This is a genomic window from Microbispora oryzae, from assembly GCF_017896165.1.
GTDB lineage: Bacteria > Actinomycetota > Actinomycetes > Streptosporangiales > Streptosporangiaceae > Microbispora > Microbispora oryzae.
In genome coordinates this window covers 137,158-160,769 of the sequence record NZ_JAFCNB010000012.1, presented here as the reverse complement: position 1 = coordinate 160,769, position 23,612 = coordinate 137,158, and the positions used below count along the sequence as shown (strand labels likewise).

Genomic DNA, 23,612 nt, shown 5'->3' with positions numbered 1-23,612 from the left:
CAACAGGGGCATATAGAGAGCCAAGACACGCCCTATGGAGATTCAGATGGATATCGCGGCGCTGCAGGCGCAGACCAGACTGTTCCTGCGTCAGAAGATCACCATGATGGTGAACCGGTACGTCGTGCATGGGGCCGGTCCCGGTGGCTCGGAGGGCCCGGTGATGGCCTTCGCCGAGCAGAAGCGGATGGCGTTCAAGGAGCAGGTCACGATCTACACCGACGAGTCGGGGAGCGAGCCCCTGGCCGGCTTCAAGGCCCGCCAGGTCATCGACCTCGGCGGCGAGTACGACGTGGTGGACCACACCGGGCTGCCGATCGGGATGTTCCGCAAGGACTTCGCCCGGTCGCTGCTCCGCTCGACCTGGCACCTCCAGCAGCCCGGCCTGCCCACTCTGACGGGCCAGGAACGCAACCTTCCGGTGGCCCTGCTGCGCCGGTTCACCGACTCGCTGTCGTGGCTGCCGTACCACTTCGACTTCAGCATCGGGGCGTCGATCGCCTTCTCGGTCGACCGTCGCTGGGGGCTGCGCGACCGCTACGTCATCGAGATCCACGACCCGCGGCTCGACCGCCGTCTCGTCATCGCCGTCGCCGTGGCCCTGGACGCCCTCCAGGCCCGCTGAGCCACCGGGCATTCGCCGGGAATCACGGAAAAACTACGGGAATCGCCGCGTGGGGTGCCCTGTTATAGTCGGCAGTGAGCCGCACGGTTCTGGCCCCATTTGGGGCACGTGCGGCGGTCTCTCCACTTAGGTGCGTTCGCGCACTTCGTGGCGTCATCGCCCGGCCCCCGTACGACCGGCTTCTCCGGCCGTCCCGCGTCTTCGCGTTCTGACCGCGTCCGGCGACCGCGCCCCACCCTTCTCTCCTCAGGAGTCGTCTTGACCACCACCAGTATTGGAACCGCCGGTTCCCGCCCACGGACGGCGGACGGCAGGGCCGGACACGCGCGGGCCCCGAGGCCGTCGCAGAGCCCCGTCACCGTCACCGGCCTGCTCGACGTCACCGGCAGGAACACCGTCATCCGGACCGCGGGCTACCTGCCCGGCCCGGGGGACGTCACCGTGCCGGCCGCCCTGGTCACGTCCCAGGGGCTGCGCCGCGGCGACGTCGTCCACGGCACGGCCGTCGGCGGCCGGCTGGCCGCCGTCGCCACCGTGAACGGTGAGCAGCCCGGCCGTCCCCGGTCCGACTTCGCCGACCTCGTCCCCGTCCATCCCAGCGAGCGGCTGCGTCTTGAGACCTCACCCGGCGTGCTCGCCACCCGCGTCATCGACCTGCTCGCCCCGATCGGCAAGGGCCAGCGCGGACTGATCGTCGCCCCGCCCAAGGCCGGGAAGACACTGCTGCTCAGGGCCGTCGCCGACGCCATCAGCACCAACCACCCCGAATGCCACCTCATGGTCGTCCTGGTCGACGAGCGGCCGGAGGAGGTCACCGACATGCGGGAGCACGTACGGGGCGAGGTGATCGCCTCCGCCTTCGACCGTCCCCCTCAGGACCACATCACCCTGGCCGAGCTCGCCGTCGAGCGGGCCAAACGCCTCGTCGAGCAGGGCCGCGACGTGGTGATGCTGGTCGACTCGATCACCCGCCTCGGCCGGGCGTACAACCTGGCGGCTCCGAGCGGCGGCCGCATCCTCACCGGCGGCATCGACTCCCGGGCCGTGTACCCGCCCAAGCGCCTGCTGGGCGCGGCCCGCGACGTCGAGGGCGGCGGCTCCCTCACGATCCTCGCCACCGCGCTCGTCGAGACCGGATCGAGGATGGACGAGCACCTCTTCGAGGAGTTCAAGAGCACCGGCAACATGGACCTGCGGCTCAACCGCTCCCTGGCGGAGCGGCGGGTCTTCCCCGCTGTCGACGTGACCGGGTCGGGCACACGCCGGGAGGAGCTCCTCCTCGACCCCGCCGAGTTGGTCCTGGTCCGGAAGCTGCGGCGGGCCCTGCAGGACCAGGAGGCGTTCGAGCCGTTCCTGGCCGGGTTGAAGGCCACGAAGACCAACGCCGAACTGCTCCTGGGCCTGCGGAACGCGTGACCACGGCGTGCGCGGCCCGGCCCCGGTCCGGATGACCGAGGCCGGGACCGGTGTGATCAGGTGCCGATGGGGTGCCAGACGGTCTTGGTCTCCAGGAACGCCGCCATCCGCTCCACGCCCGGATCGGCCAGCCAGTCCACCGGCTTCGCCGCGGGACGCAGCACCCGCTTGAGATTCTCCGCGGCCAGCTCCTCGCAGGTCACGGCGAGATCGGGGGCCGCGCCCGTGAGGTCGACGGCGTTCACGTCCATGTGCCCGGCCAGCCACGGCGCGATCTCGGCCGCCGAACCGGTGAGGATGTTCACCACACCGCCCGGCAGGTCGGAGGTGGCCAGCACCTCGGCCAGCGTGATCGACGGGAGCGGCGCCCGCTCGGAGGCGATGACCACGCAGGTGTTGCCCGTGACGACGACCGGCGCGATCACGCTGACCAGTCCGAGCAGCGGCGCCGACGGCGGCGCCACGACGGCGACCACACCGGTCGGCTCCGGGCTCGACAGGTTGAAGTACGGCCCGGCGACCGGGTTGGACGCCCCCAGCACCGCGCCGATCTTGTCGGACCATCCCGCGTACCACACCAGGCGGTCCACGGCCGCGTCCACCAGCTCACCGGCCTTCTTCGCGCCGACGCCGTCGGCGTCGGCCACCTCGGCCGCGAACTGGGCCCGCCGGCCCTCCAGCATCTCGGCGACCCGGTAGAGGATCTGCCCCCGGTTGTACGCCGTGGCGCCCGACCAGCCGGGGAACGCCTTGCGGGCGGCCGTCACCGCGTCCCTGGCGTCCTTGCGCGACGCCTTCGACACGTTGGCGAGGAAGTCGCCCTTCGACGAGGTCACCACATAAGACCTTCCGCTCTCCGAGCGCGGGAACGCCCCGCCGATGAACAGCTTGTACGTCTTGCGCACGGCGAGGCGCTCACTCATCGAAGGTTCCAATCTCGAGCGGACGGGCCGGCTGGTAGGTCTGGCCGCACCGGCAGACGCCGCCCCGGTGGGCGAACCAGCCGTGCCGGACGGCGAAGCGGCGGGAGCGGCGGCCGCGCGAGTAGCCGCCGCCGGCCCCGGCCGCGACGCGGCGGGCCAACCGGCGGCGACGGCGCCGGTCGCAGTCCGGCCCGTGCGCGCCCCTGCGGGCGTCGTCACACGTCAAGGTAGGCCTCCAGACCGTGGCGTCCGCCCTCGCGGCCGTACCCGGACTCCTTGTAGCCGCCGAACGGCGAGGTCGGGTCGAACCGGTTGAACGTGTTGGACCAGACGACGCCCGCGCGCAGCCGCGCCGCCGCCCACAGCATCAGGGAGCCCTTCTCGGTCCACACCCCGGCCGACAGCCCGTACGGCGTGTTGTTGGCCTTCTCGATCGCCTCGGCCGGGGTGCGGAACGTCAGCACGGAGAGCACCGGGCCGAAGATCTCCTCGCGGGCGATCCGATGCGACTGGGCGACCCCGGTGAAGACGGTCGGCGGGAACCAGAACCCCCGGTCGGGGATCGGGCACACGGGCGACCAGCGCTCCGCGCCCTCCGACTCGCCCGCCTCGGAGAGTTCCCGGATCTTGGCGAGCTGGGCGGCCGAGTTGATCGCCCCGATGTCGGTGTTCTTGTCGAGCGGGTCGCCCAGCCTGAGCGTGGACAGCCGCCGCTTGAGCGCGTCGAGCATCTCCTCGGCGATCGACTCCTGCACCAGCAGGCGGGAGCCCGCGCAGCACACGTGGCCCTGGTTGAAGAAAATGCCGTTGACGACGCCCTCGACCGCCTGGTCGATCGCCGCGTCCTCGAACACGATGTTGGCGGCCTTGCCGCCGAGCTCCAGCGTCAGCTTCTTGCGCGATCCGGCGACGGTCTTCGCGATGAGCCGCCCGACCTCGGTCGAGCCGGTGAACGCCACCTTGTCGACGCCCGGGTGACGCACCAGGGCGGCGCCGGTCTCGCCCGCGCCGGTCACGATGTTGACCACACCGGGCGGCAGGTCGGCCTGGCGGCAGATCTCCGCGAACGCCAGCGCGGTCAGCGGGGTCGTCTCGGCCGGCTTGAGCACGACCGTGTTGCCGCACGCGAGCGCCGGGGCGATCTTCCAGGCCAGCATGAGCAGCGGAAAGTTCCACGGGATGACCTGACCGGCGACGCCGAGCGGCCGGGGGTCCGCGCCGAATCCGGCGTGCGACAGCTTGTCGGCCCAGCCCGCGTAGTAGAAGAAGTGCGCCGCCACCAGCGGCAGGTCGACGTCGCGGGACTCCCGGATCGGCTTGCCGTTGTCGAGCGACTCCAGCACGGCCAGCTCCCTCGACCGCTCCTGGATGATCCGGGCGATCCGGAAGATGTACTTGGCGCGCTCCGACCCCGGCAGGGCCGACCAGGTGGCGAACGCCTTCCTGGCCGCCTCGACGGCGCGGTCGACGTCCGCCTCGCTCGCGTAGGCGATCTCCGAGAGGACCTCCTCGGTCGCCGGGTTGATCGTCTTGTGCCGCTCCTCGCCCTGCGGCTCGACCCACTCGCCGTTGATGAACAGGCCGTACGAGGGCCTGATGTCCACGATGTCCCGCGACTCAGGCGCGGGTGCGTACTCGAACATGCCCTCAGTCCAGGGTGAAGTAGTCGGGACCGGCGTACCGGCCGGTGGTCATCTTCTGACGCTGCATCAGCAGGTCGTTGAGCAGCGACGAGGCGCCCAGGCGGAACCAGTCGGGATCGAGCCAGTCCGGGCCGGCCGTCTCGTTGACCAGGACGAGATACTTGATCGCGTCCTTCGTCGTCCGGATGCCCCCGGCCGGCTTCACGCCGACCTTGCGGCCCGTCGTCCGCAGGAAGTCGCGCACGGCCTCCAGCATGACCAGCGTCACGGGCAGCGTCGCCGCCGGCGCCACCTTGCCCGTGGAGGTCTTGATGAAGTCCGCCCCGGCGATCATGGCGAGCCACGAGGCGCGGCGCACGTTGTCGTACGTCGCGAGCTCACCGGTCTCCAGGATCACCTTGAGGTGCGCGCCGCCGGGGCCGCAGGCGGCCCTGACGGCCGCGATCTCCTCGTAGACCTTCAGATAGTCGCCGGCCAGGAAGGCGCCGCGGTCGATCACCATGTCGATCTCGGACGCCCCGGCCGCCACCGCGAGCTCGGTGTCCTTCACCTTCACGTCGAGCGACGAGCGGCCGCTGGGGAACGCGGTGGCCACGGACGCCACCTTCACGCCCGTGCCGTTCAGGGCCGCGACCGCCGTGGGAACAAGGTCGGGGTAGACGCAGACGGCCGCCACGGACGGCACGGACGCGTCGACGGGATCGGGGTGGACGGCCTTGGCGCACATCGCCCGCACCTTGCCGGGGGTGTCGGCGCCCTCCAGGGTGGTGAGGTCCACCATGCGGATGGCGAGGTCGATGGCCTGCTTCTTGGCTGTGGTCTTGATGGATCGCGTGCCCAGCGTCGCGGCCCGGGCGTCCGCGCCGACCCGGTCTACACCGGGAAGGCCGTGCAGGAACGCCCGCAACGTCGAGGTGGAAGAGGCGACCTCCGCGAGCGGGGTAGTCATAGTCGACACGAGACCAGCATCGCCGACCGGCGGGAATGATTCCAAACCGGCCTCGGGCGAGAGCCGCTAAGGCGGCAGGCGACCGCCTTAGCGGTCCTAGGACCTCAGCCGTGTCCCTAGATAAGGCATACGCCCGATGTGGTGACCGGGGCCTTAGCCCGAACCTTGAAGGTGTCAGGAAATGAACGAACAAGGAGACACCGTGATGGGTCCCGAGATTCACTACCAGTTCGTCGTCGGCCGGGCTGCCGAGCTCCAGAGGGAGGCCGCGGACCAGCGCCGCGTCCGTGAGGCGGCGTCCGCCAGGAAGGCGAGCCAGCGGTCCGGTGAGCGCCGGCAGCGTGGCGCGTTCGGCAAGCTCCGCACCTCATGACGCCCGCCACGAAGCCCGGCCGGAGCCTCCCTCCCGGCCGGGCAGTACGCCCTCCGTGAGCCCCCGCGCCGCCAGGCACTGCGCCGCCGCGCCGGGACAGCGCGGCACGGACAGCGCGGCGGCACAGCCGAAAAACCAGGCGAAGCCCCACGAAGGGTCATGACATGCTTAACCCCATGGCGCGCCGGGCTGTCAGCCCCGTCTTCGTCGGGCGGGGCGCCGAGCTGGAGAACTTGACGGAAGCCTACGAGCAGGCACGCAAGCAGGCCGCTACGGCCGTCCTCGTGGGTGGCGAGGCCGGTGTGGGGAAGACCCGTCTGACCGCCCGGTTCGCCGAGCAGGCGGAGCAGGACGGCGCCCACGTGCTTGTCGGGGGCTGCGTGGAGCTGTCCGCCGAGGGACTCGCCTACGCCCCGTTCACGGCGGCGCTCCGCCAGCTCGTCAGGGAGACGAGCGCCGCCGACGTGGTGGCCCTCCTTCCGGAGGGCGCGGGCCGTGACCTGGCCCGGCTCCTGCCCGAATTCGGCGAGCCGAGCGGCGACGGCGAGAGCGAGTCCGCCCGCGCCAGGCTCTTCGAGCTCATCCTGACGCTGCTGGAACGGCTGGCCGAGCAGCGTCCCGTGGTCCTCGTGATCGAGGACATCCACTGGGCCGACCGGTCCAGCCGCGACCTCATCTCGTTCCTCAGCCGCAACCTCAAGTCCGCGCCGGTCCTCATGGTGCTGACGTTCCGGTCGGACGAGTTGCACCGCACGCATCCGCTGCGGCCGGTGCTGGCGGCGCTGAGCCGGGTCGACGGCGTGACCCGCGTCGATCTCCCCCGTTTCACGCAGGACGAGGTGGCCGCCCAGATGGCCGGCATCCTCGGCGTCACCCCGGAGTTCGCCCGGGTCGACCGCGTCTTCGCCCGCAGCGGCGGCATCCCCCTCTTCGTGGAGGCCCTGCTCGACTGCGGCAACGACGGGTCGTTCCCCGAGTCCCTCCACGATCTGATCATCGGCACGGTCGAGCGGCTGCCGGAGGAGACGCAGCGGGTACTGCGGATCGCCTCGGCCGGCGGGGTCCGCGTCGGCCACGACCTGCTCGCGGCGGCCAGCCGCCTGTCCGACCCGGACCTGGAGGACGCGCTGCGCCCCGCGATCTCCGCCAACGTGCTGCAGATCGCCGACGGCCGGGCCTACGCGTTCCGGCACGCCCTCATCCGCGAGGCCGTCCACGACGAGCTGCTTCCGGGTGAGCACGCCCGGATCCACGCGCGGTACGCGGAGGAGATCGACCGCGATCGCGGCCTGGTACCCCACGGCCGCGCGGCAATAGAGATCGCGCACCACTGGTACTCCGCGCGCGACGACGTCTGGGCTCTCATCTCGGCCTGGGAGGCGGCGCGCAAGGCCGCCAAGTCGTTCGCGTACACCGAGCAGCTTCAGCTCCTGGAGCGGGTGCTGGGCCTGTGGGACAAGGTCCCCGACGCCGGCGAGCGCATCGAGGTCGACCACTGCGAGGTGCTGGATCGCGCGTCCGAGGCCGCCTACGTCAGCGGCGACATGGACCGCTGCCTCAAGTACGTCAAGGGGGCGCTCGCGGAGCTGGACGAGAGTGAGTCGCCCGAACGGGTCGCCCTCCTCATGGTGCGGAAGGCCAACGCGTACCTCCACAAGGCGCGGCCCGGCGCCCTCGACGCGCTCCGCGGCGCCGAGCGGCTGGTCCCGACGCCCAGCGACACCCGCGCGGCCGTTCTCGGCCGGCTGGGCAACCTGCTCATGGTCGCCGACCGGGTGGCGGAGGGCACCGCGTTCACTGAGGAGGCGCTGCGCATCGCGCGGGCGACGGGCGACGAGCCCCAGGAGGCGGAGCTCCTGATCAACCTGGCCCTGGGCCACTCCGTCTCCGGCGACCTGGAGGGGACACTCTCCACCAACAACCGGGCGGCGTCGATCGGCACCCGCCTCGGCGAGCCCCGGATCATACTGCGGGCTCTGGGCAACAACGTCGACGCGCTCGACAACCTCGGGCGCTCGGAGGAGGCGATCCAGCTCGCCGTCAAGGGGGAGAAGCTGGCCCGCCAGTACGGCCGATACCGGAACCACGGCGTGTTCCTCGCCAACAACCGGGCCGAGGCGCTGGTGTCGCTCGGGCAGTGGGACGAGGCCCTCGTCGTCATCGAGCGGGTGCTCGCCATGGATCCCTCCCTGCTGCACCGCCGTCACCTGATGCGGGTCAGGGCCGACATCGCCGTCGCCCGCGGCGAGACAGAGCTCGCGGGCGACCTCCTCACCGAAGTCGGCGCCTTCTCCACGCAACCGGAGGAATGGGCCCAGGACTGGACGAACAACACCCGGCTGCGGCTGGCCTGGCACCTGCTGTCCGGCGAGCCGCTGAAGGCGCTGGAGGTGGCGGACCGGGCCCTGGTGGATCCCCCGCTGTCGAGCAAGGCCATGCTCGGCTGGCGGCTGCTCGCCGGCATCCGCGACGTCTGCGACGCCGCGTCGTCCATCGACGCCGGGCTCACCGCGACGGTCCGCGCCAGGGGCGACGAGCTGTGCGCCGGCCTGGAGGCGTTCGGGCCGGTCAGCGGCGCCTTCCGCCTCGTCTACCTGGGCGAGTTCGACGCCGCCGCGGCGGCGTGGGCCCGCCTCGACCGGCGGTACTCCCATGCGAAGGCGCTCGTGCGCGCCGCCGCGGCGGCCGCGGCGGCCGGCGACCGGGACGGCGCCACGGCCCGGCTGCGGCAGGCCAGGCCAATCGCCGCCGAGCTTCGGGCGGCCCCGCTGACGGACCGCGTCGACGCCCTGGCCCGCCGCGTGGGCGCGGTCCTGACCGAGACGGCGGACCCCGCCGCCGGCCGCACCCCGCTGACTCCCCGGGAGCTCGAGGTGCTCCGCCTGGTCGCGGCGGGCCTGAGCAACCGGGAGATCGCCGCCGAGCTGTTCATCTCGGCGAAGACCGTGAGCGTGCACGTGTCGAACATCCTGGCCAAGCTCGACGCCTCCACCCGCGGCGAGGCCGCGGCCGCGGCCCACCGCCTGTCCCTGCTCGGCTGAGCTCTCCCGTATTGCCCCGCATTACCGGGAGCCGCTATTCCGGGGGTGGGGGGTCGCTATTCCGGGGATCAGGACGGGCGAGGACGGGTCAGGACGCGGTGAGCAGCGGCTCGGCCAGCAGGACCAGCCCGAAGACCGCGAACGCACCCGCCGCGCCGTACTTGATCCACTTCTCCGGCAACCGCGCGCCGAGGAAGCGCCCCGCCAGGATGGCGAGCGCGTCGGCCGCCACCATGCCGACGGTGGAGCCGATCCAGGTGCCGAGCCAGCCGTTCTGGGTGGCGAGCGTGATGGTCGCGAGCATGGTCTTGTCGCCCAGCTCACTGAGGAAGAACGCCACGGCGACCGCGAAGAACGCGTTGCGGGTGGTCGTGGCCGCCTTGTTCGACTCCTCGTCGGTGAGCTCGTCGCCGCGCAGCGTCCACGCGGCGAAGCCGAGGAACGCCAGGCCGGCGACGATCGAGATGGCGGTCGTGGGGAGGGCGTCGCCGACGAACCGGCCGAGGGCGACGCTGACCAGGTGGACGAGCGCCGTGGCGACGGTGATGCCGGCCAGCACGGGCAGCGGCCTGAACCGGGTCGCGAAGGTGAGGGCCATCAGCTGGCTCTTGTCGCCGAGTTCCGCGACGAAGATGACCACCAGGGAGATCCAGAGGGCGTACAACGGGTCGCCTTTCGGGGTGGGGCGCGACCGGGCCGCCGCCTCACACCCGGGGGATCTCGGGCGCACGACTCCGGCCCGGCAGCGTGAATATGGACGCTGTCGGGCCGAAGGTCTCGTCCGCCGCTCGGGCTCCACGACCGGGCCTGATGAGCCTGATCGGCTCGGGCCAGTATGTCGATCGGTGGATTCGGGACTACTCCCCTTCGGTGTTCGCCTCAGAGTCTAACCGTGCCCGGTGACCGCTCGGCCCCCCGCACCACCGGAAGGGCAGGTCAGAGCGTGACGCCCACCAGCACAGGCTCGTTGACGAGGATCACACCGAACTTCTCCCGCACGCCGTCGCGGACCTCCCGGGCGAGGGCCATGAGATCGCCGGCTCCCGCCTCACCCGACGGGTTGGTGAGGGCCAGCGTGTGCTTGGTGGAGATCCGGGCCCCACCCTTCTCGTAGCCCTTCGGGAACCCGGCGTTCTCGATCAGCCACGCGGCGGGCACCTTGACCGAGCCGTCCGGCATGTCCCAGCGCGGGTGTCCCGGCGCCCGCCGCTCCAGCTCGGCCGCGTCCGCCGGGCCGAGGACGGGATTGGTGAAGAACGAGCCCGCGCTCCGCGTGTCGGGGTCGTCCGGGTCGAGGACCATGCCCTTGCCCCGGCGCAGCTCCAGCACCGCGCGCCGGGCGTCGGCCGGCGGCACCCGCTCGCCGATCTCCACGCCGAGCCGTGCGGCCAGCTCCTGGTACGCCACCGGCGTGGACAGCTCGGCCAGGTCGAGCGCGTAGGTGACGGCGAGCACGACGTGACGGCCCGGATCCTGCTTGAACGCGCTGTGCCGGTAGGCGAAGCCGCACTGGGCGGCGGTCAGGTCTGCGGTCTCCCCGGTCATCCGGTCGTACACGCGGACGGACGTGATCGTCTGGGAGACGTCCTGTCCGTAGGCCCCCACGTTCTGGATGGGGGTGGAGCCGACCAGGCCGGGCACCCCCGACAGGCACTCGACGCCCGACCAGCCCTCGCCGACGGCGCGCGCGACCAGGGCGTCCCAGTCCTCCCCTGCCTGGGCCGTGACCAGGACCCTGCCGTCCTCGGCCGCGACGTCGACGCCCCGGGTGACCACCCGGACCACCAGGCCCTCGACGCCGTCGTCGGAGACCACGATGTTGCTGCCGCCGCCCAGAACCAGCACGGGCTCGCCCTCGCGGTCGGCCTCGGCCACGATCTCGACCAGCTCGTCCTGCGTCCGCGCCTCGACGTACGCCTGGGCGGGGCCGCCCACCCGCAACGTCGTGTACGGCGCCAGCCGTACGTCTGCCAACCGGTCAGCCATGCGCACCTCAGCGTCTTGTCGCGGGACGGGAGGCCAGACGGCGGTCACCCCGCGCCGGGCCGGGACGCCGAGGCGGTCTCACAGCGGCGGGGCCGGGATGCCGGCGGGCGCCGCCCGGGAGAATCCGGAAACGTCCCGACGCACACAATAGCCAGGACCGGCGGCGGAGGCGGTGATCCACCCGCGCCGCCGCCTTCGTCGCGGCGACGCGGGCTCGTCACCCGGCCACCGTCACCTGCCCGCCGTCACCCGGGCCGTTCGTCCTCGCGGCCGGCGTCCTCCTCGGGGGCGTCCTCGTCGTCCGCCATCGCCGCCGCGATCGACTCGTCGATCCTCGACGTCGCGGAGCTGCCGTCCCACAGCAGCTGGGAGGCCACCATCGACGCGGTGCCCGAGGGCGTCAGCGCGGTCTCGATCGTCCCGCCGGGGGCGATGTCCCTTCTGGACTCGACGATCTCGTCTTCCCCGACGACTCGCCCGGCACTCCGGGCGGTCTCGGACCGTGGAGGCGGCAGCGGGGGATCGGTGGCGTCCTGCGTGTGCCCGGGCGCCTGGTCCTCCGTCGTCGTCCCGGCCGTGTCACCGGGATCCCCCTGGGTGATGGCGGGCTCGTCCACCACGCCCTCGGTCGCGCCGTCGAGGCGGCCGGTGTCACTGTTTCGCTCGTTCACGTTCCGAGCGCTACCCGCGAACGCCGAGATCAGTCGGCTCCCACGCGGCGGCGCGGGTCAGCGGGCCGGGAGACGCGGGTCAGGAGAGCTGGACGACCGCGCGGGCCTTGGACAGGACACGCGAGTCGCCCGACCTGGCGGTGAGCACGACCACGACGCGCTTGTCCTCGAGCTTCTCCTCGACGACCCCGCTGATGGTGATCGTGGCGCCCTCGTCGTCGTCGGGCACGACGACCATGGAGGAGAACCGGACGCCGTAGTCGACCACGGCGGCGGGGTCGCCGGCCCAGGCGGTGACGAACCGGCCGCCCTGGGCCATGGTGTACATGCCGTGGGCGATGACGTCGGGCAGGCCGACCGCCTTGGCGTACCGCTCGTTCCAGTGGATGGTGTTGAAGTCGCCCGACGCGCCGGCGTACTTCACCAGGTCGAGGCGGTGAACGCGGTAGTCGACGGCCGGGATCTGCTGGCCGGCCTCCACCTCGTCATACATGATCGTCGCGGCCATGGTCAGGCTGCTCCCCCGCGCTCGACGATGGTGTTGTACGTACGGCAGACCGGCTCGCCGGTCGTCGTGCTGATGTCGCTGCGCAGGGTCAGGAACTCGTTGCGGCCGACGCTGCGGATCTCGGTGACGGTGGAGGTGCAGACCAGCTCGTCACCGGCGTAGATCGGGCGCCGGTACTCGAACCGCTGCTCGCCGTGCACCACCATGCTGAAGTCGAGCCCCAGACCGGGATCGGCGAGTGCGCCGCTGGTGCTGGAGAGGCTGAACACGATGGGAAAGGTCGGCGGCGCGACCAGATCCCGGTGGCCCGCCGCGAGCGCGGCCTCCCGGTCGTGGCAGACGGGGTTCGACTCGCCGATGGCGGCGGCGAACTCCCTGATCTTCACGCGACTGACCTCGTAGGGCTCGGACGACTCGTACGTCCGGCCGACGAATTCGCGGTTCAGTGCCATCGTGCCCGCGCCCCTTCCTGGCAGAAGTGCTGATCAGGCCGACGGTAACAGAGAAGATTCGTCCGCCCTCGTGCCGCCACGTTTCAGGCGGGCAACGTGCGACGGCCCGGCGCGCCGTCTGTCGCACACCGGGTCCGTTCGCGATATCGCGAGTGGCACCGCACGCGGCCCACCCCGAACGCGTCCCGCCTCGCGGCGAGATCGCAGGAGACGCCTAGCGGGTCTCGCGGTGCGCCTGGTGGCACTTGCAGTTGGGGCAGTACTTCTTCAGCTCAAGCCGATCCGGGTCGTTGCGCCGGTTCTTCCGCGTGATGTAGTTGCGGTGCTTGCACTCCTGGCAGGCCAGCGTGATCTTCGGCCTAACGTCTGTGGCAGCCACGTGGGAGTGCCTTTCTGCGTTCGGGAACTACTGGACAACCCCGCCGGCCCGCTTGTCGCGGGCACCCGGCACGGGTGGTAGCGGAGGCCGGACTTGAACCGGCGACACAGCGATTATGAGCCGCTTGCTCTGCCTGACTGAGCTACTCCGCCTTGACCGGAAGAACAGGAACCGGCCAGCGCAAGGATACCCGACCTGGAGGGCTTTCCACGCAACGGGATCAGCCGGGATCGAGGTCGGTCATCCGGGGTGGAGGGGACCCCACCAAGCCAAAAGCCCCACCCGAAAACACGGACAGGACTTTACAGCTAGAGCCCCCAAACGGAATCGAACCGTTGACCTTCTCCTTACCATGGAGACGCTCTGCCGACTGAGCTATAGGGGCCTTGTCCGCCTGCGCCCTGCGCTCGCGGACAGGTGTAACCATACACGGCCGGACGGACCGATGCGAAATCATTCCGCCCCCGGCGGGGCACCCCTATGGCGTCGGCAGGACGCCGGCCAGGTCGGCCTGCCTGCGCTCCTCCTCGGGGATGTCGGCGACGACCCGGTAGCGCGTGAAGTAGCCCTTGCCCCGCACCGCGAGCACGTTGCTCAACGTCACCGTCGCGTCGTAGGGACGGCTGGCGCAGTGCGGCAGGCACCACACACCCGTGAGCTTGCCGGAACCGGTCGCGCGGGTCGGCCCCCAGGTGCGCCAGACCACCTTCGTCATCGCGCTGAACTCGGAGAGCACGAGGTCGCCGGGCCGCTGATCCGACCGGCCCTGCTCCGCGTGATGGAAGTTGAGCACGAAGACGGGGGGCCCCACCGCCACCGCGCTCCCCGGGGCGCCGCAGGCGACCAGGCCCGCTTCCAGCACGGACAGCGCCAGGACGAAGCACACGAACACGTGTCTCATGGGCGCTTGGGGCAGGCGCATCGATTCCCCTCTCCGCGATCCGGTGCCTGTACGCGGACGAGATTACGCACCGGGAAGGCATCGTGACGGAGAGTGAGAGAAGTTGTGGAAAAGGTCGCCGCGATCGGACCGGCCGGGAGCGGCGAAGCGGCGAGCCGGTAGGCGGAACCGCAGGTCAGCGGGCGGCGGTCCGCGCCTCACGGGCCCGCGCGGGAAGCGTGATCACTTCACATAAGTCGGCGAGATCGACATGGGCGGCGACCTCGTCCACGGACCGGCAGTCGGCGACGATCAGGCCGTCCCGCATGAGCCGGAGGACCTGGTGCCCTCCATGCCACGCCGGCACGATCTCGACCCCGCCGGGCCCCACCCATCGCCTGTCCATAGGGGAACAAGCTATCGGATTTCCCCAGAGCCATCTCAAAATGACACTCGCCCCATAGGGATCGGGTCTACCTAGGGACACACCCCCTCCACGTGCTAACGGGTCAGCCCGGGTAGTGATAGAAGCCGAGCAGGTCGCGCACGCGGGAGACGTCGTCGAGGCGAATCCGCGTACCCGTGGCGAGCGCATTGATCATTTTTCCACCGCCGATGTAGACGCCGACATGATGCGTCCTGCGGGGAGTGCCGAAGAAGACGAGATCACCGGGCAGGGGCGAATCCACCCGGCGCATCCGGCGAATGTGGTCGTCGGTGTTTCCCGGGCCCAGCACGTCGGAGCCGAAGGCACGCTCGTAGACCCAGCGGGCGAACCCGGAGCAGTCGAATCCCCGCGTGCGCGCGGCCGGGCAGGGCTTGATGGCGCCGTGATAGCCCTGGCAGGTGCCCTTCGACGGCCCCGGCAGCCGGCCGTGTCCCCCACCCCACGAGTACGGCAGGCTCCCCCTGCTCGCGTAGGCGATGTCGACCGCCCGCACCAGTTCGTCGTTCAGGGGCGCGGAGCCCGCGGCGAGTACGAGAAGCAACGCCACGAGCCCCATATGGCGCCGATTAACCCCCATGGATCGTGACACTATGCGATATTTCATCATCGCGTGACCGTGGGATAACGACCTCTACCACAGCTCGCAGCCTTTACCTTTACAGATCGACGATACGGGGGAAGGTTGTTACTCTAAGTAAGAAGGAACCGTATCTGGCTTAACAGCCGTCCCTCGCGAGCGGTTCCGGTGCGTTCGGTCCACGGCTGAGACAGCGGAAGGGAACCACCGTGGAGACGTGGACGATAAAGACGCCCGACGACACCAGGTGGGCAGTGATCGCCCTGAGCGGCGAGTTCGACCTCTACGCGGTACGACGGCTCCGTGAGCCGATCACGACACTGATCGAGGACAACGGGCCCTGGATCGCCCTCGACCTGAGTCAGGTCTGGTTCATCGACACCACCGCGGTCGGCATGCTCGTCCGGCTGGTGCACCACCTGCGCGCCGGCGACGGCGACCTCGCTCTGGTCGCCCCACGCGGCCAGGTGCGGCGCATCCTCCGGTGGACCAACCTGACCTGCCTGTTTCCCGTGTTCGACTCCCTATCCGACATGCTCGGCGATCCCGCCACGCGCTGACCGCTAAAGAGCCGGTCATCATCACCGCCGCAATTCAGCGGCGGCGTGACCGGTGCGCGGCGCACGGGTATGCACGCATCTGGTTGGTGAGTTACCTGACGGGATGGAAATGACTGCGAAACGCGCATTCTGCGTGGTTCTTCGGATATGGCGGCCTGCCTTCGCCGTCCTCGCGATCCTGGCTTTCGGGTCCCTGCAGCAGGGACAGGCGAGCGCCGACGCGAAGGGCAGCCACGGAGGCAGCTGGACCGTCCGCAACCACGGCACGGTGACCGTCACCGCGGGCAACGGGAGCAACAACCAGAACGAGCCGCGCGTCTTCAGCCCGACGAACAACCAGGGTGTGCAGATCGTGTCGGCGAACAGCAGGAACACGGCCAACATGACCGGTTTCTGCAGGAAGAGCGCCCGGGTGTGCAAGATCAACGAGAACCTCTGGTTCCCGGTCCACTGAGTCACCGGCACGCCCGGCGAGCCGGATCGGCCGGGGCCCGCCGGCTGAGGGGTTACTCTTCTCCGCTGTGACGGAAACCCCTCACCTTCAGGAGACCAGGGCCGCCTACGACGCCGTGGCCGTCCTTTACGCGGAACTGTTCAGGGACCACCTCGCCACCCAGCCGCTGGACCGGTCGTTGCTGGGCGCCTTCGCCGAGCTCGCGGCGGACCTGGGCGCCGGGCCCGTCGGCGACCTGGGCTGCGGGCCCGGCCGGATAACGGCGTACCTGAGCTCCCTGGGACTGTCGGTGTTCGGCGTCGATCTGTCGGAGACGATGGTCGAGACGGCCCGGCGGGAGCACCCCGACCTGCGGTTCGAGGTCGGCTCCATGACGGATCTCGACCTGGCGGACGGCTCCCTCGGCGGGGCCGTCGCCTGGTACTCGATCATCCACACTCCGCCGGAGGACCTGCCGGTGGTGTTCGCCGAGTTCAGCCGGGTCCTGGCGCCCGGCGCCCCGCTGATCCTGGCCTTCTACTCCGCGGACGCGCCCCTGACGCCCCCGCGGACCTTCGACCACAAGGTGACGCCCGCCTACCTGCGCTCGCCGGAGGCCGTCCTCGACCTGCTCCGCCGGACCGGCTTCGACGAGATCGCCCAGGCGGTGCGCGAGCCGGCTCCGGACGAGCGGTTCCAGCAGGGATACCTGCTGGTTCGCAGGGCCGCCGCGGCGTGACCCACGCCTGCGGCAGCCGTACGGATCACGAGGTCAGCGCCCGGGCGATCGTCATGCCGATGAGGCCCGAGCCGAGCCCGGACGCGACACCGGCGACGACGTTGGCCACCGCGTAGAGGCGGGCGCCGTCCTGGGCCAGGCGCAGCGTCTCGTAGCTGAAGGTGGAGTAGGTGGACAGCGTCCCGCAGAAACCCGTCCCGGCGAGCGCGGTGATCCCCGGGCCGGCGGGCAGCCCGGCCAGCAGGCCCAGCAGCAACGACGCGACGAGATTGACCGTCAGGGTGCCCCAGGGGAACACCGAGTCGTGACGCGACTGGATGAAACGGTCGGTCAGATAGCGCAGCGGCGCGCCGATCGCGGCGCCGAGCGCGATGAGCAGAACCGTCACGACCGGCCCTCCGGATGTCCGCCACGGCAGGCCCGGATCGCCCACGAGGTCGCCGCAGCCCCCGCCCACACGGCCGTCAACGCCCCGGCGAGGGTGGACACCAGGTAGGCCAGCGCCATCCCGGTCTCACCCGCCGCCAGGGACTGATGGACGTCGACGACGTACGTCGAGAAGGTGGTGTAGCCGCCCAGCACCCCGACGCCGAGGAACGGCCGCAGCAGCCGCCGGCCGCCCCACACGTCGCCGATCAGCACCATGAGCACCCCGATAAGCAGGCATCCCGACACGTTGATCAGGAACGTCGACCAGGCGAAGGCGTGGGGGTCGTGCGGCAGCGCCACAGAGATCCCGTAGCGTCCCAGGGCTCCGGCCACGCCCCCGGCGGAGATCGCCGCCAGCACCGGCAGCGGACTCGGCAGCGTCTCGGCGCGTTCCGCGGCGACCCGGAGATCGACGTCGGGGTCGACGGACGAGCCGGCAGATGGGCCCGTAGACGAGTCGACGGATGGAAAAGGCTCCCGCACTCGGTCCTCCTACCAGCGTGATCACATCGTGGTAGGGACCGTTGGCGGCACAAGTGTTGCGGTTCTCCCCGGAGGGGAACGGCGGGCCCCACCGCCGTAGCCCATTGACAGGGGCGTCCCGACACTATATCGATCCGACCGCCGGTGCCGGGATCGCCCCGTCTCCGGCCCGTGCAGGAGGCGGCCGCTCTCCCGGGCCGATGTGACTAGTCGCCGGAGCCGCCCTCGCAGTACTGCTGGTCCCAGCGCGCGGTCCGGTAGCTGTAGCAGTAGTAGCAGTCACCCCTCCACACGCACTGACCGTCGCTGGACGGAACGGCGCCGTGCCGGGCCGACCCGCAGGCCGCCGGTATAGAGGCGTTCACGGAGGCGTTCGCGGTGCCGGTGACGACGCCGGTGAAGGCTCCGGTGAGAACGAGTGTGGACGCCGCGAGCACGACGGCTGAGAGTAAACGCTTGAGCATCAGAGATCACTCCCTGAGATGAGAAACGCATCCCGATCCACGGAGATGCGAGCGTCGATCCGAGTCGACGGCACGCGCCCATACGGCGCTTGACATCACTCAGACTAATCCCGCCATCAGCGGAAATCTCCCAGCCAGCGGCAAAAGGTGACTTATTACCCCGCACTACAAAATGGTAATTGCACATTGAACGGAGAAATGTCCAGGGATCACTTCCCCGGCTCTGTCGCCTCCTCCCGGAAGCCGATCTTCCGGTGGGTGCCGTCGCACAGCGGTTTGTTGCCGGAATGGCCGCAGCGGCACAGCGTCATCCTGTTGCGGGTCTCCAGCGGGCGGCCGTCCGCCCGGAGGACCGGCACCCTGCCGGTCACCCACAGCGCGCTGGCCAGGCCGTCCTCCTCCTCCAGGACCGAGACGGCCCGCGGGAGGTCCGGCTCGATCGTGTCGCCGCCACGTTCGAGGGCGTAACTGTACGAACCGGACGGGCAGTGATCGATCCGGCCCATGACGCCGGAGCGCACGTCGCTGTCGCCGGTGTCGGCCAGCATCTCGGCGATCGGCCTGGTCCGGCCGATGCAGAAGGCCGCGTGGATGCACAGCTCTCCCACCCGTTGAGCCGAGATGCCCACCCCGTCGTGCACGTGTCGCAGTTCCTCATACGGTTGTTCGCCCGCGGTCTCGGTGCCGTCGAATCCGATCACCGCGTGGGTCCCGTCGCAGAACGGCTTGGCGCCCGAGTGTCCGCAGCGGCACAGCGCGTAGGTGTCCTCGGTCTCCAGGGCTTCGCCGGTCTCCCAGGTCAGCGCGTTGCCCTCCGCGGACACGATCTTCCGCTTGCGTCTGAGGGGGACACCGCCGTACACCACGTACGGGCCGTCGCGGAGCACGACGATCCGCTGCCGGGCGCCGACGCTCCATCGGCGCAGCTCGGGGTCCACGTACTCGAACGTGGGACCGGCCGTCGTGCCGTCTCCGTCGGGCATCCGCATCAGAGCCTGGGCCTGCGCCTTGAGCGCGTACATGGTGCCGGTGGCGACCGCGAGCAGCCTGGGGCTGCCGTTGAACGCCCGTTCGAGGAGATGCAGCACGGCGCAGTAGGTGTGGTTGAACTCCTCCTGCGCCGTGCGGATCGCGCTGCCCGGAGGGTGGTCGGACAGTCGCGGGTCGCGCCGCATCGGATGGATACCGGCGAAGTCCACGGAGATCGCCTCGCCGGTGGGCCCGGATCGCGGGGTGTCGCCCCTCCGGTAGCGCCGGCCGGTCTTGAGCTCCTGGAACCGGTAATAGTGCGCGACCTCGTCTCGTTCGGGATGGAAGACGTCCTTGTCGCCGTCCCAGACTCCGCCCCGGGCGGTGCCCTCCCCCTGCTCGACGATCTCCTCAAGCGCCGCCAGCGCCGAGGCCAGATCCGTGACCGTGACCAGCCTCCCGGCCGTGTGGCGGAAGTGCGCGGCGCCCACCTGGCGGGCCGGATCGCCGCTGAAGACCGCCTGCTCGCCGAGCCGGTCGCACAGCCCGCGCAGTCCTGCTTCTATCGCCGCGTAGAACTGCCCGATCGTCTCGTAACCGTCGCCCTCCGCCGGCGCGCCGGGCGGCCCCGGCTGCTCGATCCGCAGGAACATCTCCAGCGCGTCGGGGCCGAAGGGGACCAGGGAAAGCTCCAGCGAACGGTCGCCGTGGGGCAGCGGCCGGGGATGCGCCGGGAGCATCCGGGGCGTGTCCAGCCGCGGCCGGCCGCCGACGGCGTTGAGCAGGTTGGCGGCAAGCGCGAGGTGGAGCATCTCCTCGGCGAAGACGCCGCCCACCACCTCCACGGCCTCCGGGTTCCGCTCCGGGTCGAGCGAGTACAGCGCGCACAGGTAGGGCGGCAGGGTCGCGTGTTCCAGCTCGATCGCCCACTGCAGGTGTTGGCGGAGGCTGTCGATCGTGTCGATCCGGTCCGGCGAACCGGGAGACGTCATGCCCTGACCGCCGGATCGAAGGGGCTCCGCCGGCGTCAGATCGGCCCGCGCGGGCGCCTCGGACAGGTCACGCATGGTGCTCCCCCGGCCGGGAACGCTCCTCCAGCGCCTCGACCGCGTCGAGCACACCGCGCAGGCCGATCTCCTCACGCTCGGCGTCGGCCGGGTCGTACAGCCACTCGGTGACCGGCAGGGCGGCGGCGTCCTCCGGACGGCTCTCCTCGACCAGTGTCACCTCCTCCTCGATCTCGACCTCCAGCTCGTACAGGAAGCCGTTCTCGCCGCTTGGAGTGCTCATCTTTCCTCCATACGTAGCTTTCGCCGAGGATCTGTCACCGGCCGACCGTCAGCTAAGACCGGGCAGACCGCCGGCTTGTGACAATCGCCGCGAAAACCGCCAGCCCTCCCCGCCCCTCACGGGAGAGCCGAGCGGGTTGTGGTCCAGGATGGGACTCGTACGGGTGGTAACGCCGACAAAACAGGGGATCTCGGCCGAGTGAGGGGCGATGGCATTGGCTGATCCGCGACCGGACGACTTGGGGGACCTTGAGCAGGCCGCGGCGGCTTTCGGCGAGATGCGCCCACGCCTGTTCGGGATCGCGTACCGGATGCTGGGCAGCGCCACCGAGGCCGAGGACCTGGTGCAGGACGTCTGGCTGCGCTGGCAGGCGTACGACCGCACCACCGTGGACAACCCGGCCGCGTTCCTGGCGACGACGACCACACGACTGGCCATCAACGCCGCCCAGTCGGCACGCGTACGCCGCGAGACCTACGTCGGCCCGTGGCTGCCCGAGCCCGTCGACACCGGCGCGGACCCCTACCTCGGCGCCGAGCGGGGCGAGGCCCTGGAGTTCGCCGTCCTGCTCCTGCTCGAACGCCTCTCACCCACCGAGCGCGCGGCGTACGTGCTGCGGGAGGCGTTCGACTATCCCTACCGCCAGATCGCCGAGATACTTGAGCTCAACGAGCCTGCCGTACGTCAGCTCGTCAGCAGGGCCCGTAAACGCGTGCTCGTCGAACGCCACACGCCGGTGTCGAGAGCCGAACAGCGCCGGCTGCTGACCGCCTTCGTGGCCGCCGCCCGCGCGGGCGACATGGTCGCGCTGGAGGAGCTCTTCGCCGCGGACGTGATCAGCTACTCCGACGGTGGCGGCGCCGTACGCGCCAGCCGCATCCCCGTCGTGGGCGTGCCACGGGTCGCGAAGTACATCAAGGGGTTCGCGAACCGCTTCTGGGTGGGTGCCGACGTGGCCTGGGCGAGCACGAACGGCCAGACCTCCGCCGTGGTGAGCCGCGACGGGGAGGCCTTCGCGGTCGTCACCGTCAGCGCCTCGCGCCAGGGCATCCATCAGGTGCTCTGGATGATGAACCCGTCGAAGATCACTGCGGTGTCCCCAGAGCCGACTCCGTCATCCCGGCCCGTGCCTCCCGACCGGCGGTCGCGATCGTGACGGCAACCAGCAGCACGCAGACCACCGCGATCGCCGCGACCACGGCGGCCACGCCGGCCCGGGGCGCTGCCAGCGGCAGCACCATGACGGCGGCGACGGCGCACACGACCGCGACGCGCCGGATGACGGGCTCCCCGAGGACGAGCACGCTCACCGCCCAGAGCAGGAGCAGGAACCCGCCCACAGGGGCGGCGACCGCGTAGCCGAGCGCCGTCGCCGACGCCTCCACCTCGCGCCCGGTCTGCTCCACCGCCACCTCCAATCCGGCGCCCAGCGCCGCCAGGGCCGCGAAGATGCCGTAGTGGCCGTACCCCCACAGGTACGACCGGTGCCGGCGGTCGCTCAGGCCTTCCCCGGTCTGCCCGAGGAAGTAGAGCCACCAGAGCGCGAACAGCAGGACGAGGCCGGAGACGGCGATCACGATGAAGGGACCACTGACCTCGCCGCCTTCGATCGATCCTTCGATGCCCCGGCTCGCCGCCAGCACGCTCTCACCGAGCAGGATGATCGTGAACAGCCCGTAGCGCTCGGCGATGTGGTGCGGGTGCCAGGTGGTGGCCCTGGCCCGTTCCGCCCACCGCGGCACCATGAGTTCCAGTACGACCAGCAGAACGAACGACGGCAGTGCCAAGGACGAGGGCAGGGCGTCCGCCTTGTAGAGGAAGAAGCGGAGCAGCCACGCCAGCTGCAGGACGCCGATGCCGGTGGCGTAGCGCAGCGCGGTGCGGCGGCCCGCCGGGTCTTCGAGACCCGCCCGCACCCATTGGGCCCCCAGGGCCATCCTCATGATGATGTAGCCCAGCGTGACGGCGCCGTAGTCGGAGCGCTCGACCGCGGCGGGCACACCGGCGGCGAGCACCAGCACGCCCGCCATCTGCACCATGGTGAGCAGCCGGTAGGCCACGTCGTCGGTGTCGTAGGACGAGGCGAACCACGTGAAGTTCATCCACGCCCACCAGATCGCGAAAAAGACCTGAAGGAACGGGATCAGCACGGTGAGGCCGTGCCCCTCGGCGAGGCCGTGCGCGAACTGGGCGGTGACACCGGCCACCGCGACCACGAAGGTGAGGTCGAACAGCAGCTCAAGCTGGCTGGAGACGCGGTGAGGCTCATCGATGGGACGGGCGCTCATCCGTACTCGGACCCGGATCGTGGTGCCGGGTGGTGGCATGGTCTCGCTCCTGTCGCTCCGGCGGTCCGGGTCGCTCCAAAAGACCGCGCACCGGCCTGATCTGTGACAAAGCCCCCAAGATCTTTTCAGGGACCTGTCACATCCCACCGAAGTGCGCTGTCCTAGCTGGAAACCGAACGGCAGCATATGTCCCGCCGCCACGCTCCGTCGCGCAGACATTCGCCGGCGGGATGGACCGCCGCACCCCCTCGTCGCCGCCCGGGTGTCTTCCTTTTCAAGAAAGGATCATGCATGACCACCCAGCCCACCGGCCGGCCGCACGACCGGGTCGCGATCGTGACCGGAGCCGGATCCGGCATCGGCCGCGCCGCCGCGATCACCCTCGCCCGCTCGGGAGCCCACGTGCTCGGCGTCGGACGCCGCGCCGGAGCCCTGCGCGAAACCGCCGACCGGCATCCCGGCATCACCGTCCTGCCCGCCGACATCACGGCCGACGGCGCCCCGTACGCCGTCGTCCGGGCGGCCGTCGACCGCTGGGGGCGGCTGGACGTGCTCGTCAACAACGCCGGCGCGACCGCCGTCATGCCGCTCGCCGACACCGACGCCGTACGCGTCGCCGAGCTGCTGGCCCTCAACGTCACCGCGCCCAGCCTGCTCGCCCACGCCGCGCTGCCGCACCTGCGCGCCCGCCGCGGCACGATCATCAATGTCTCCAGCACCTTCGGTCACCGCCCCCTGCCCGGCGCCGCCCACTACGCCGCCACCAAGGCCGCCCTGGAACAGCTGACGCGCAGTTGGGCGCTCGAACTGGCCGCCGACGGCGTCCGCGTGAACGCCGTGGCCCCCGGCCCGACGGAAAGCGAGGCCCTGAGCGCGGCGGGGCTGCCCGACACGGTCGTCGAGCAGATCAAGCAGGACGAGATCAGCCGCATCCCGCTCGGCCACCGGGGCACGCCCGAGGCCGTGGCCGCCTGGATCGCCCACCTCGCCGATCCCACCGCCACCTGGATCACCGGCCAGGTCCTCACGATCGACGGCGGTCTGGAACTCACCTGAACCGGTATCCGAGAGCGCCCCGACCCGGCC

Annotated in this window: 27 protein-coding genes, 2 tRNA genes and 1 pseudogene; 9 read left to right on the top strand and 21 right to left on the bottom strand. The window is 70.7% G+C overall.

Annotated elements, in window-relative coordinates; all coding sequences use genetic code 11:
• Positions 1-46: 46 nt before the first annotated feature.
• Both JOL79_RS22030 and rho read left to right on the top strand, forming a co-directional pair.
• Positions 47-625 carry an LURP-one-related family protein gene (locus JOL79_RS22030; protein ID WP_210157773.1) on the top strand — a complete coding sequence of 193 codons (579 nt, stop codon included), beginning with the start codon at positions 47-49 and terminating at the stop codon, positions 623-625.
• A gap of 276 nt (positions 626-901) precedes the next feature.
• Positions 902-2,041, top strand: a pseudogene (gene rho / locus JOL79_RS22025) (transcription termination factor Rho); the annotation flags it as partial.
• 56 nt (positions 2,042-2,097) lie between these two features.
• Here rho and JOL79_RS22020 read toward each other — a convergent pair.
• Genes JOL79_RS22020 through deoC form a run of 4 tightly spaced genes read right to left on the bottom strand, consistent with a single transcriptional unit; the run spans position 2,098 to position 5,556 of the window.
• Entirely contained in the window at positions 2,098-2,964 is an 867-nt protein-coding gene (locus tag JOL79_RS22020; protein WP_210157771.1) for an aldehyde dehydrogenase family protein, read from the bottom strand.
• Positions 2,957-3,190 carry a hypothetical protein gene (locus tag JOL79_RS22015; protein ID WP_210157770.1) on the bottom strand — a complete coding sequence of 78 codons (234 nt, stop codon included), beginning with the start codon at positions 3,188-3,190 and terminating at the stop codon, positions 2,957-2,959. Before JOL79_RS22015 ends, JOL79_RS22020 begins: the two co-directional genes overlap by 8 nt.
• On the bottom strand, positions 3,180-4,607 hold the full coding sequence (locus JOL79_RS22010; protein ID WP_210157769.1) for an aldehyde dehydrogenase family protein: 1,428 nt from the start codon (positions 4,605-4,607) through the stop codon (positions 3,180-3,182). The genes JOL79_RS22015 and JOL79_RS22010 overlap by 11 nt, the downstream gene beginning before the upstream one ends.
• 4 nt (positions 4,608-4,611) lie before the next feature.
• Positions 4,612-5,556, bottom strand: coding sequence for a deoxyribose-phosphate aldolase (gene deoC, locus JOL79_RS22005; RefSeq protein WP_210157768.1), 945 nt, complete (start codon positions 5,554-5,556; stop codon positions 4,612-4,614).
• A 205-nt stretch (positions 5,557-5,761) separates the two neighbouring features.
• On the opposite strand from deoC, the gene JOL79_RS22000 reads away from it, so the two are divergent.
• Positions 5,762-5,929 (top strand): hypothetical protein, encoded by a 168-nt coding sequence (locus JOL79_RS22000; RefSeq protein ID WP_210157767.1) that lies wholly within the window; start codon positions 5,762-5,764, stop codon positions 5,927-5,929.
• Positions 5,930-6,105: 176 nt separating this feature from the next.
• Positions 6,106-8,970, top strand: a complete 2,865-nt coding sequence (locus JOL79_RS21995; protein ID WP_230985210.1) for an ATP-binding protein — start codon at positions 6,106-6,108, stop codon at positions 8,968-8,970.
• Positions 8,971-9,058: 88 nt separating this feature from the next.
• Here the strand turns inward: JOL79_RS21995 and JOL79_RS21990 are convergent, their stop codons facing one another.
• The 11 genes from JOL79_RS21990 to JOL79_RS21940 form a co-directional block, all read right to left on the bottom strand.
• On the bottom strand, positions 9,059-9,634 hold the full coding sequence (locus tag JOL79_RS21990) for a TMEM165/GDT1 family protein (RefSeq protein WP_210157765.1): 576 nt from the start codon (positions 9,632-9,634) through the stop codon (positions 9,059-9,061).
• Positions 9,635-9,906: 272 nt separating this feature from the next.
• Positions 9,907-10,956, bottom strand: a complete 1,050-nt coding sequence (locus tag JOL79_RS21985; protein ID WP_210157764.1) for a UDP-N-acetylmuramate dehydrogenase — start codon at positions 10,954-10,956, stop codon at positions 9,907-9,909.
• Positions 10,957-11,201: 245 nt separating this feature from the next.
• The gene (locus JOL79_RS21980) at positions 11,202-11,627 is read right to left on the bottom strand and encodes a hypothetical protein (protein WP_210157763.1); all 426 of its coding nucleotides are present in this window, start codon (positions 11,625-11,627) and stop codon (positions 11,202-11,204) included.
• A gap of 79 nt (positions 11,628-11,706) precedes the next feature.
• Positions 11,707-12,135 carry a MaoC family dehydratase gene (locus JOL79_RS21975; protein WP_210157762.1) on the bottom strand — a complete coding sequence of 143 codons (429 nt, stop codon included), beginning with the start codon at positions 12,133-12,135 and terminating at the stop codon, positions 11,707-11,709.
• Between the two features lie 2 nt (positions 12,136-12,137).
• The gene (locus JOL79_RS21970; RefSeq protein WP_210157761.1) at positions 12,138-12,587 is read right to left on the bottom strand and encodes a MaoC family dehydratase N-terminal domain-containing protein; all 450 of its coding nucleotides are present in this window, start codon (positions 12,585-12,587) and stop codon (positions 12,138-12,140) included.
• A 214-nt stretch (positions 12,588-12,801) separates the two neighbouring features.
• The gene (gene rpmG / locus JOL79_RS21965; RefSeq protein ID WP_203881979.1) at positions 12,802-12,966 is read right to left on the bottom strand and encodes a 50S ribosomal protein L33; all 165 of its coding nucleotides are present in this window, start codon (positions 12,964-12,966) and stop codon (positions 12,802-12,804) included.
• A 75-nt stretch (positions 12,967-13,041) separates the two neighbouring features.
• Positions 13,042-13,118, bottom strand: a tRNA-Met gene (locus JOL79_RS21960).
• A 160-nt stretch (positions 13,119-13,278) separates the two neighbouring features.
• Positions 13,279-13,351, bottom strand: a tRNA-Thr gene (locus tag JOL79_RS21955).
• 93 nt (positions 13,352-13,444) lie between these two features.
• The gene (locus JOL79_RS21950; RefSeq protein ID WP_210157760.1) at positions 13,445-13,888 is read right to left on the bottom strand and encodes a hypothetical protein; all 444 of its coding nucleotides are present in this window, start codon (positions 13,886-13,888) and stop codon (positions 13,445-13,447) included.
• Positions 13,889-14,042: 154 nt separating this feature from the next.
• Positions 14,043-14,252 (bottom strand): transposase, encoded by a 210-nt coding sequence (locus JOL79_RS21945; protein ID WP_210157759.1) that lies wholly within the window; start codon positions 14,250-14,252, stop codon positions 14,043-14,045.
• A 103-nt stretch (positions 14,253-14,355) separates the two neighbouring features.
• The gene (locus JOL79_RS21940; RefSeq protein ID WP_372446803.1) at positions 14,356-14,850 is read right to left on the bottom strand and encodes a C40 family peptidase; all 495 of its coding nucleotides are present in this window, start codon (positions 14,848-14,850) and stop codon (positions 14,356-14,358) included.
• 230 nt (positions 14,851-15,080) lie between these two features.
• Here JOL79_RS21940 and JOL79_RS21935 point away from each other — a divergent pair, with 230 nt between their 5' ends.
• The 3 genes from JOL79_RS21935 (at position 15,081) to JOL79_RS21925 (ending at position 16,603) form a co-directional block, all read left to right on the top strand.
• Positions 15,081-15,431, top strand: coding sequence for an STAS domain-containing protein (locus JOL79_RS21935; RefSeq protein WP_210157757.1), 351 nt, complete (start codon positions 15,081-15,083; stop codon positions 15,429-15,431).
• Positions 15,432-15,564: 133 nt separating this feature from the next.
• The gene (locus tag JOL79_RS21930; RefSeq protein ID WP_210157756.1) at positions 15,565-15,885 is read left to right on the top strand and encodes a hypothetical protein; all 321 of its coding nucleotides are present in this window, start codon (positions 15,565-15,567) and stop codon (positions 15,883-15,885) included.
• 67 nt (positions 15,886-15,952) lie between these two features.
• Complete coding sequence (locus JOL79_RS21925) at positions 15,953-16,603, top strand: class I SAM-dependent methyltransferase (protein WP_210157755.1); 651 nt, start codon at positions 15,953-15,955, stop codon at positions 16,601-16,603.
• Between the two features lie 25 nt (positions 16,604-16,628).
• Here JOL79_RS21925 and JOL79_RS21920 read toward each other — a convergent pair whose 3' ends face one another.
• From JOL79_RS21920 to JOL79_RS21900, 5 genes are all read right to left on the bottom strand, one after another.
• Positions 16,629-16,991, bottom strand: coding sequence for a fluoride efflux transporter FluC (locus JOL79_RS21920; RefSeq protein ID WP_210157754.1), 363 nt, complete (start codon positions 16,989-16,991; stop codon positions 16,629-16,631).
• The gene (locus JOL79_RS21915) at positions 16,988-17,515 is read right to left on the bottom strand and encodes a fluoride efflux transporter FluC (protein WP_210157753.1); all 528 of its coding nucleotides are present in this window, start codon (positions 17,513-17,515) and stop codon (positions 16,988-16,990) included. Before JOL79_RS21915 ends, JOL79_RS21920 begins: the two co-directional genes overlap by 4 nt.
• A gap of 206 nt (positions 17,516-17,721) precedes the next feature.
• Positions 17,722-17,979 carry a hypothetical protein gene (locus JOL79_RS21910; RefSeq protein WP_210157752.1) on the bottom strand — a complete coding sequence of 86 codons (258 nt, stop codon included), beginning with the start codon at positions 17,977-17,979 and terminating at the stop codon, positions 17,722-17,724.
• A gap of 209 nt (positions 17,980-18,188) precedes the next feature.
• On the bottom strand, positions 18,189-20,015 hold the full coding sequence (locus tag JOL79_RS21905; RefSeq protein ID WP_210157751.1) for a ferritin-like domain-containing protein: 1,827 nt from the start codon (positions 20,013-20,015) through the stop codon (positions 18,189-18,191).
• On the bottom strand, positions 20,008-20,238 hold the full coding sequence (locus JOL79_RS21900) for a hypothetical protein (RefSeq protein WP_210157750.1): 231 nt from the start codon (positions 20,236-20,238) through the stop codon (positions 20,008-20,010). The genes JOL79_RS21905 and JOL79_RS21900 overlap by 8 nt, the downstream gene beginning before the upstream one ends.
• A gap of 208 nt (positions 20,239-20,446) precedes the next feature.
• Between JOL79_RS21900 and JOL79_RS21895 the strand changes: the two genes are divergently transcribed.
• A complete protein-coding gene (locus tag JOL79_RS21895) occupies positions 20,447-21,394 on the top strand; it encodes an RNA polymerase sigma-70 factor (protein WP_210157749.1) in 948 nt (315 codons plus the stop codon).
• On the opposite strand, the gene JOL79_RS21890 is transcribed toward JOL79_RS21895, so the two are convergent.
• Positions 21,324-22,565 carry a low temperature requirement protein A gene (locus tag JOL79_RS21890; protein WP_210157748.1) on the bottom strand — a complete coding sequence of 414 codons (1,242 nt, stop codon included), beginning with the start codon at positions 22,563-22,565 and terminating at the stop codon, positions 21,324-21,326. The two genes, JOL79_RS21895 and JOL79_RS21890, sit on opposite strands and share 71 nt — an antisense overlap.
• A 252-nt stretch (positions 22,566-22,817) precedes the next feature.
• On the opposite strand from JOL79_RS21890, the gene JOL79_RS21885 reads away from it, so the two are divergent.
• The gene (locus JOL79_RS21885; RefSeq protein WP_210157747.1) at positions 22,818-23,582 is read left to right on the top strand and encodes an SDR family NAD(P)-dependent oxidoreductase; all 765 of its coding nucleotides are present in this window, start codon (positions 22,818-22,820) and stop codon (positions 23,580-23,582) included.
• Positions 23,583-23,612 lie beyond the last annotated feature (30 nt).

Bases quoted from the DNA above. Each gene is read 5' to 3' on its own strand.
- JOL79_RS22020 (WP_210157771.1), bottom strand. From the start codon at position 2,964: ATGAGTGAGCGCCTCGCCGTGCGCAAGACGTACAAGCTGTTCATCGGC.
- JOL79_RS22010 (WP_210157769.1), bottom strand. From the start codon at position 4,607: ATGTTCGAGTACGCACCCGCGCCTGAGTCGCGGGACATCGTGGACATC.
- JOL79_RS21985 (WP_210157764.1), bottom strand. From the start codon at position 10,956: ATGGCTGACCGGTTGGCAGACGTACGGCTGGCGCCGTACACGACGTTG.
- JOL79_RS21995 (WP_230985210.1), top strand. From the start codon at position 6,106: ATGGCGCGCCGGGCTGTCAGCCCCGTCTTCGTCGGGCGGGGCGCCGAG.
- JOL79_RS21970 (WP_210157761.1), bottom strand. From the start codon at position 12,587: ATGGCACTGAACCGCGAATTCGTCGGCCGGACGTACGAGTCGTCCGAG.
- JOL79_RS21895 (WP_210157749.1), top strand. From the start codon at position 20,447: ATGGCATTGGCTGATCCGCGACCGGACGACTTGGGGGACCTTGAGCAG.
- JOL79_RS21910 (WP_210157752.1), bottom strand. From the start codon at position 17,979: ATGCTCAAGCGTTTACTCTCAGCCGTCGTGCTCGCGGCGTCCACACTC.
- JOL79_RS21975 (WP_210157762.1), bottom strand. From the start codon at position 12,135: ATGGCCGCGACGATCATGTATGACGAGGTGGAGGCCGGCCAGCAGATC.
- JOL79_RS21885 (WP_210157747.1), top strand. From the start codon at position 22,818: ATGACCACCCAGCCCACCGGCCGGCCGCACGACCGGGTCGCGATCGTG.
- JOL79_RS21950 (WP_210157760.1), bottom strand. From the start codon at position 13,888: ATGCGCCTGCCCCAAGCGCCCATGAGACACGTGTTCGTGTGCTTCGTC.
- JOL79_RS21940 (WP_372446803.1), bottom strand. From the start codon at position 14,850: ATGGGGCTCGTGGCGTTGCTTCTCGTACTCGCCGCGGGCTCCGCGCCC.
- JOL79_RS21900 (WP_210157750.1), bottom strand. From the start codon at position 20,238: ATGAGCACTCCAAGCGGCGAGAACGGCTTCCTGTACGAGCTGGAGGTC.
- JOL79_RS21890 (WP_210157748.1), bottom strand. From the start codon at position 22,565: ATGCCACCACCCGGCACCACGATCCGGGTCCGAGTACGGATGAGCGCC.
- JOL79_RS22030 (WP_210157773.1), top strand. From the start codon at position 47: ATGGATATCGCGGCGCTGCAGGCGCAGACCAGACTGTTCCTGCGTCAG.
- JOL79_RS21945 (WP_210157759.1), bottom strand. From the start codon at position 14,252: ATGGACAGGCGATGGGTGGGGCCCGGCGGGGTCGAGATCGTGCCGGCG.
- deoC (WP_210157768.1), bottom strand. From the start codon at position 5,556: ATGACTACCCCGCTCGCGGAGGTCGCCTCTTCCACCTCGACGTTGCGG.
- JOL79_RS22000 (WP_210157767.1), top strand. From the start codon at position 5,762: ATGGGTCCCGAGATTCACTACCAGTTCGTCGTCGGCCGGGCTGCCGAG.
- JOL79_RS21905 (WP_210157751.1), bottom strand. From the start codon at position 20,015: ATGCGTGACCTGTCCGAGGCGCCCGCGCGGGCCGATCTGACGCCGGCG.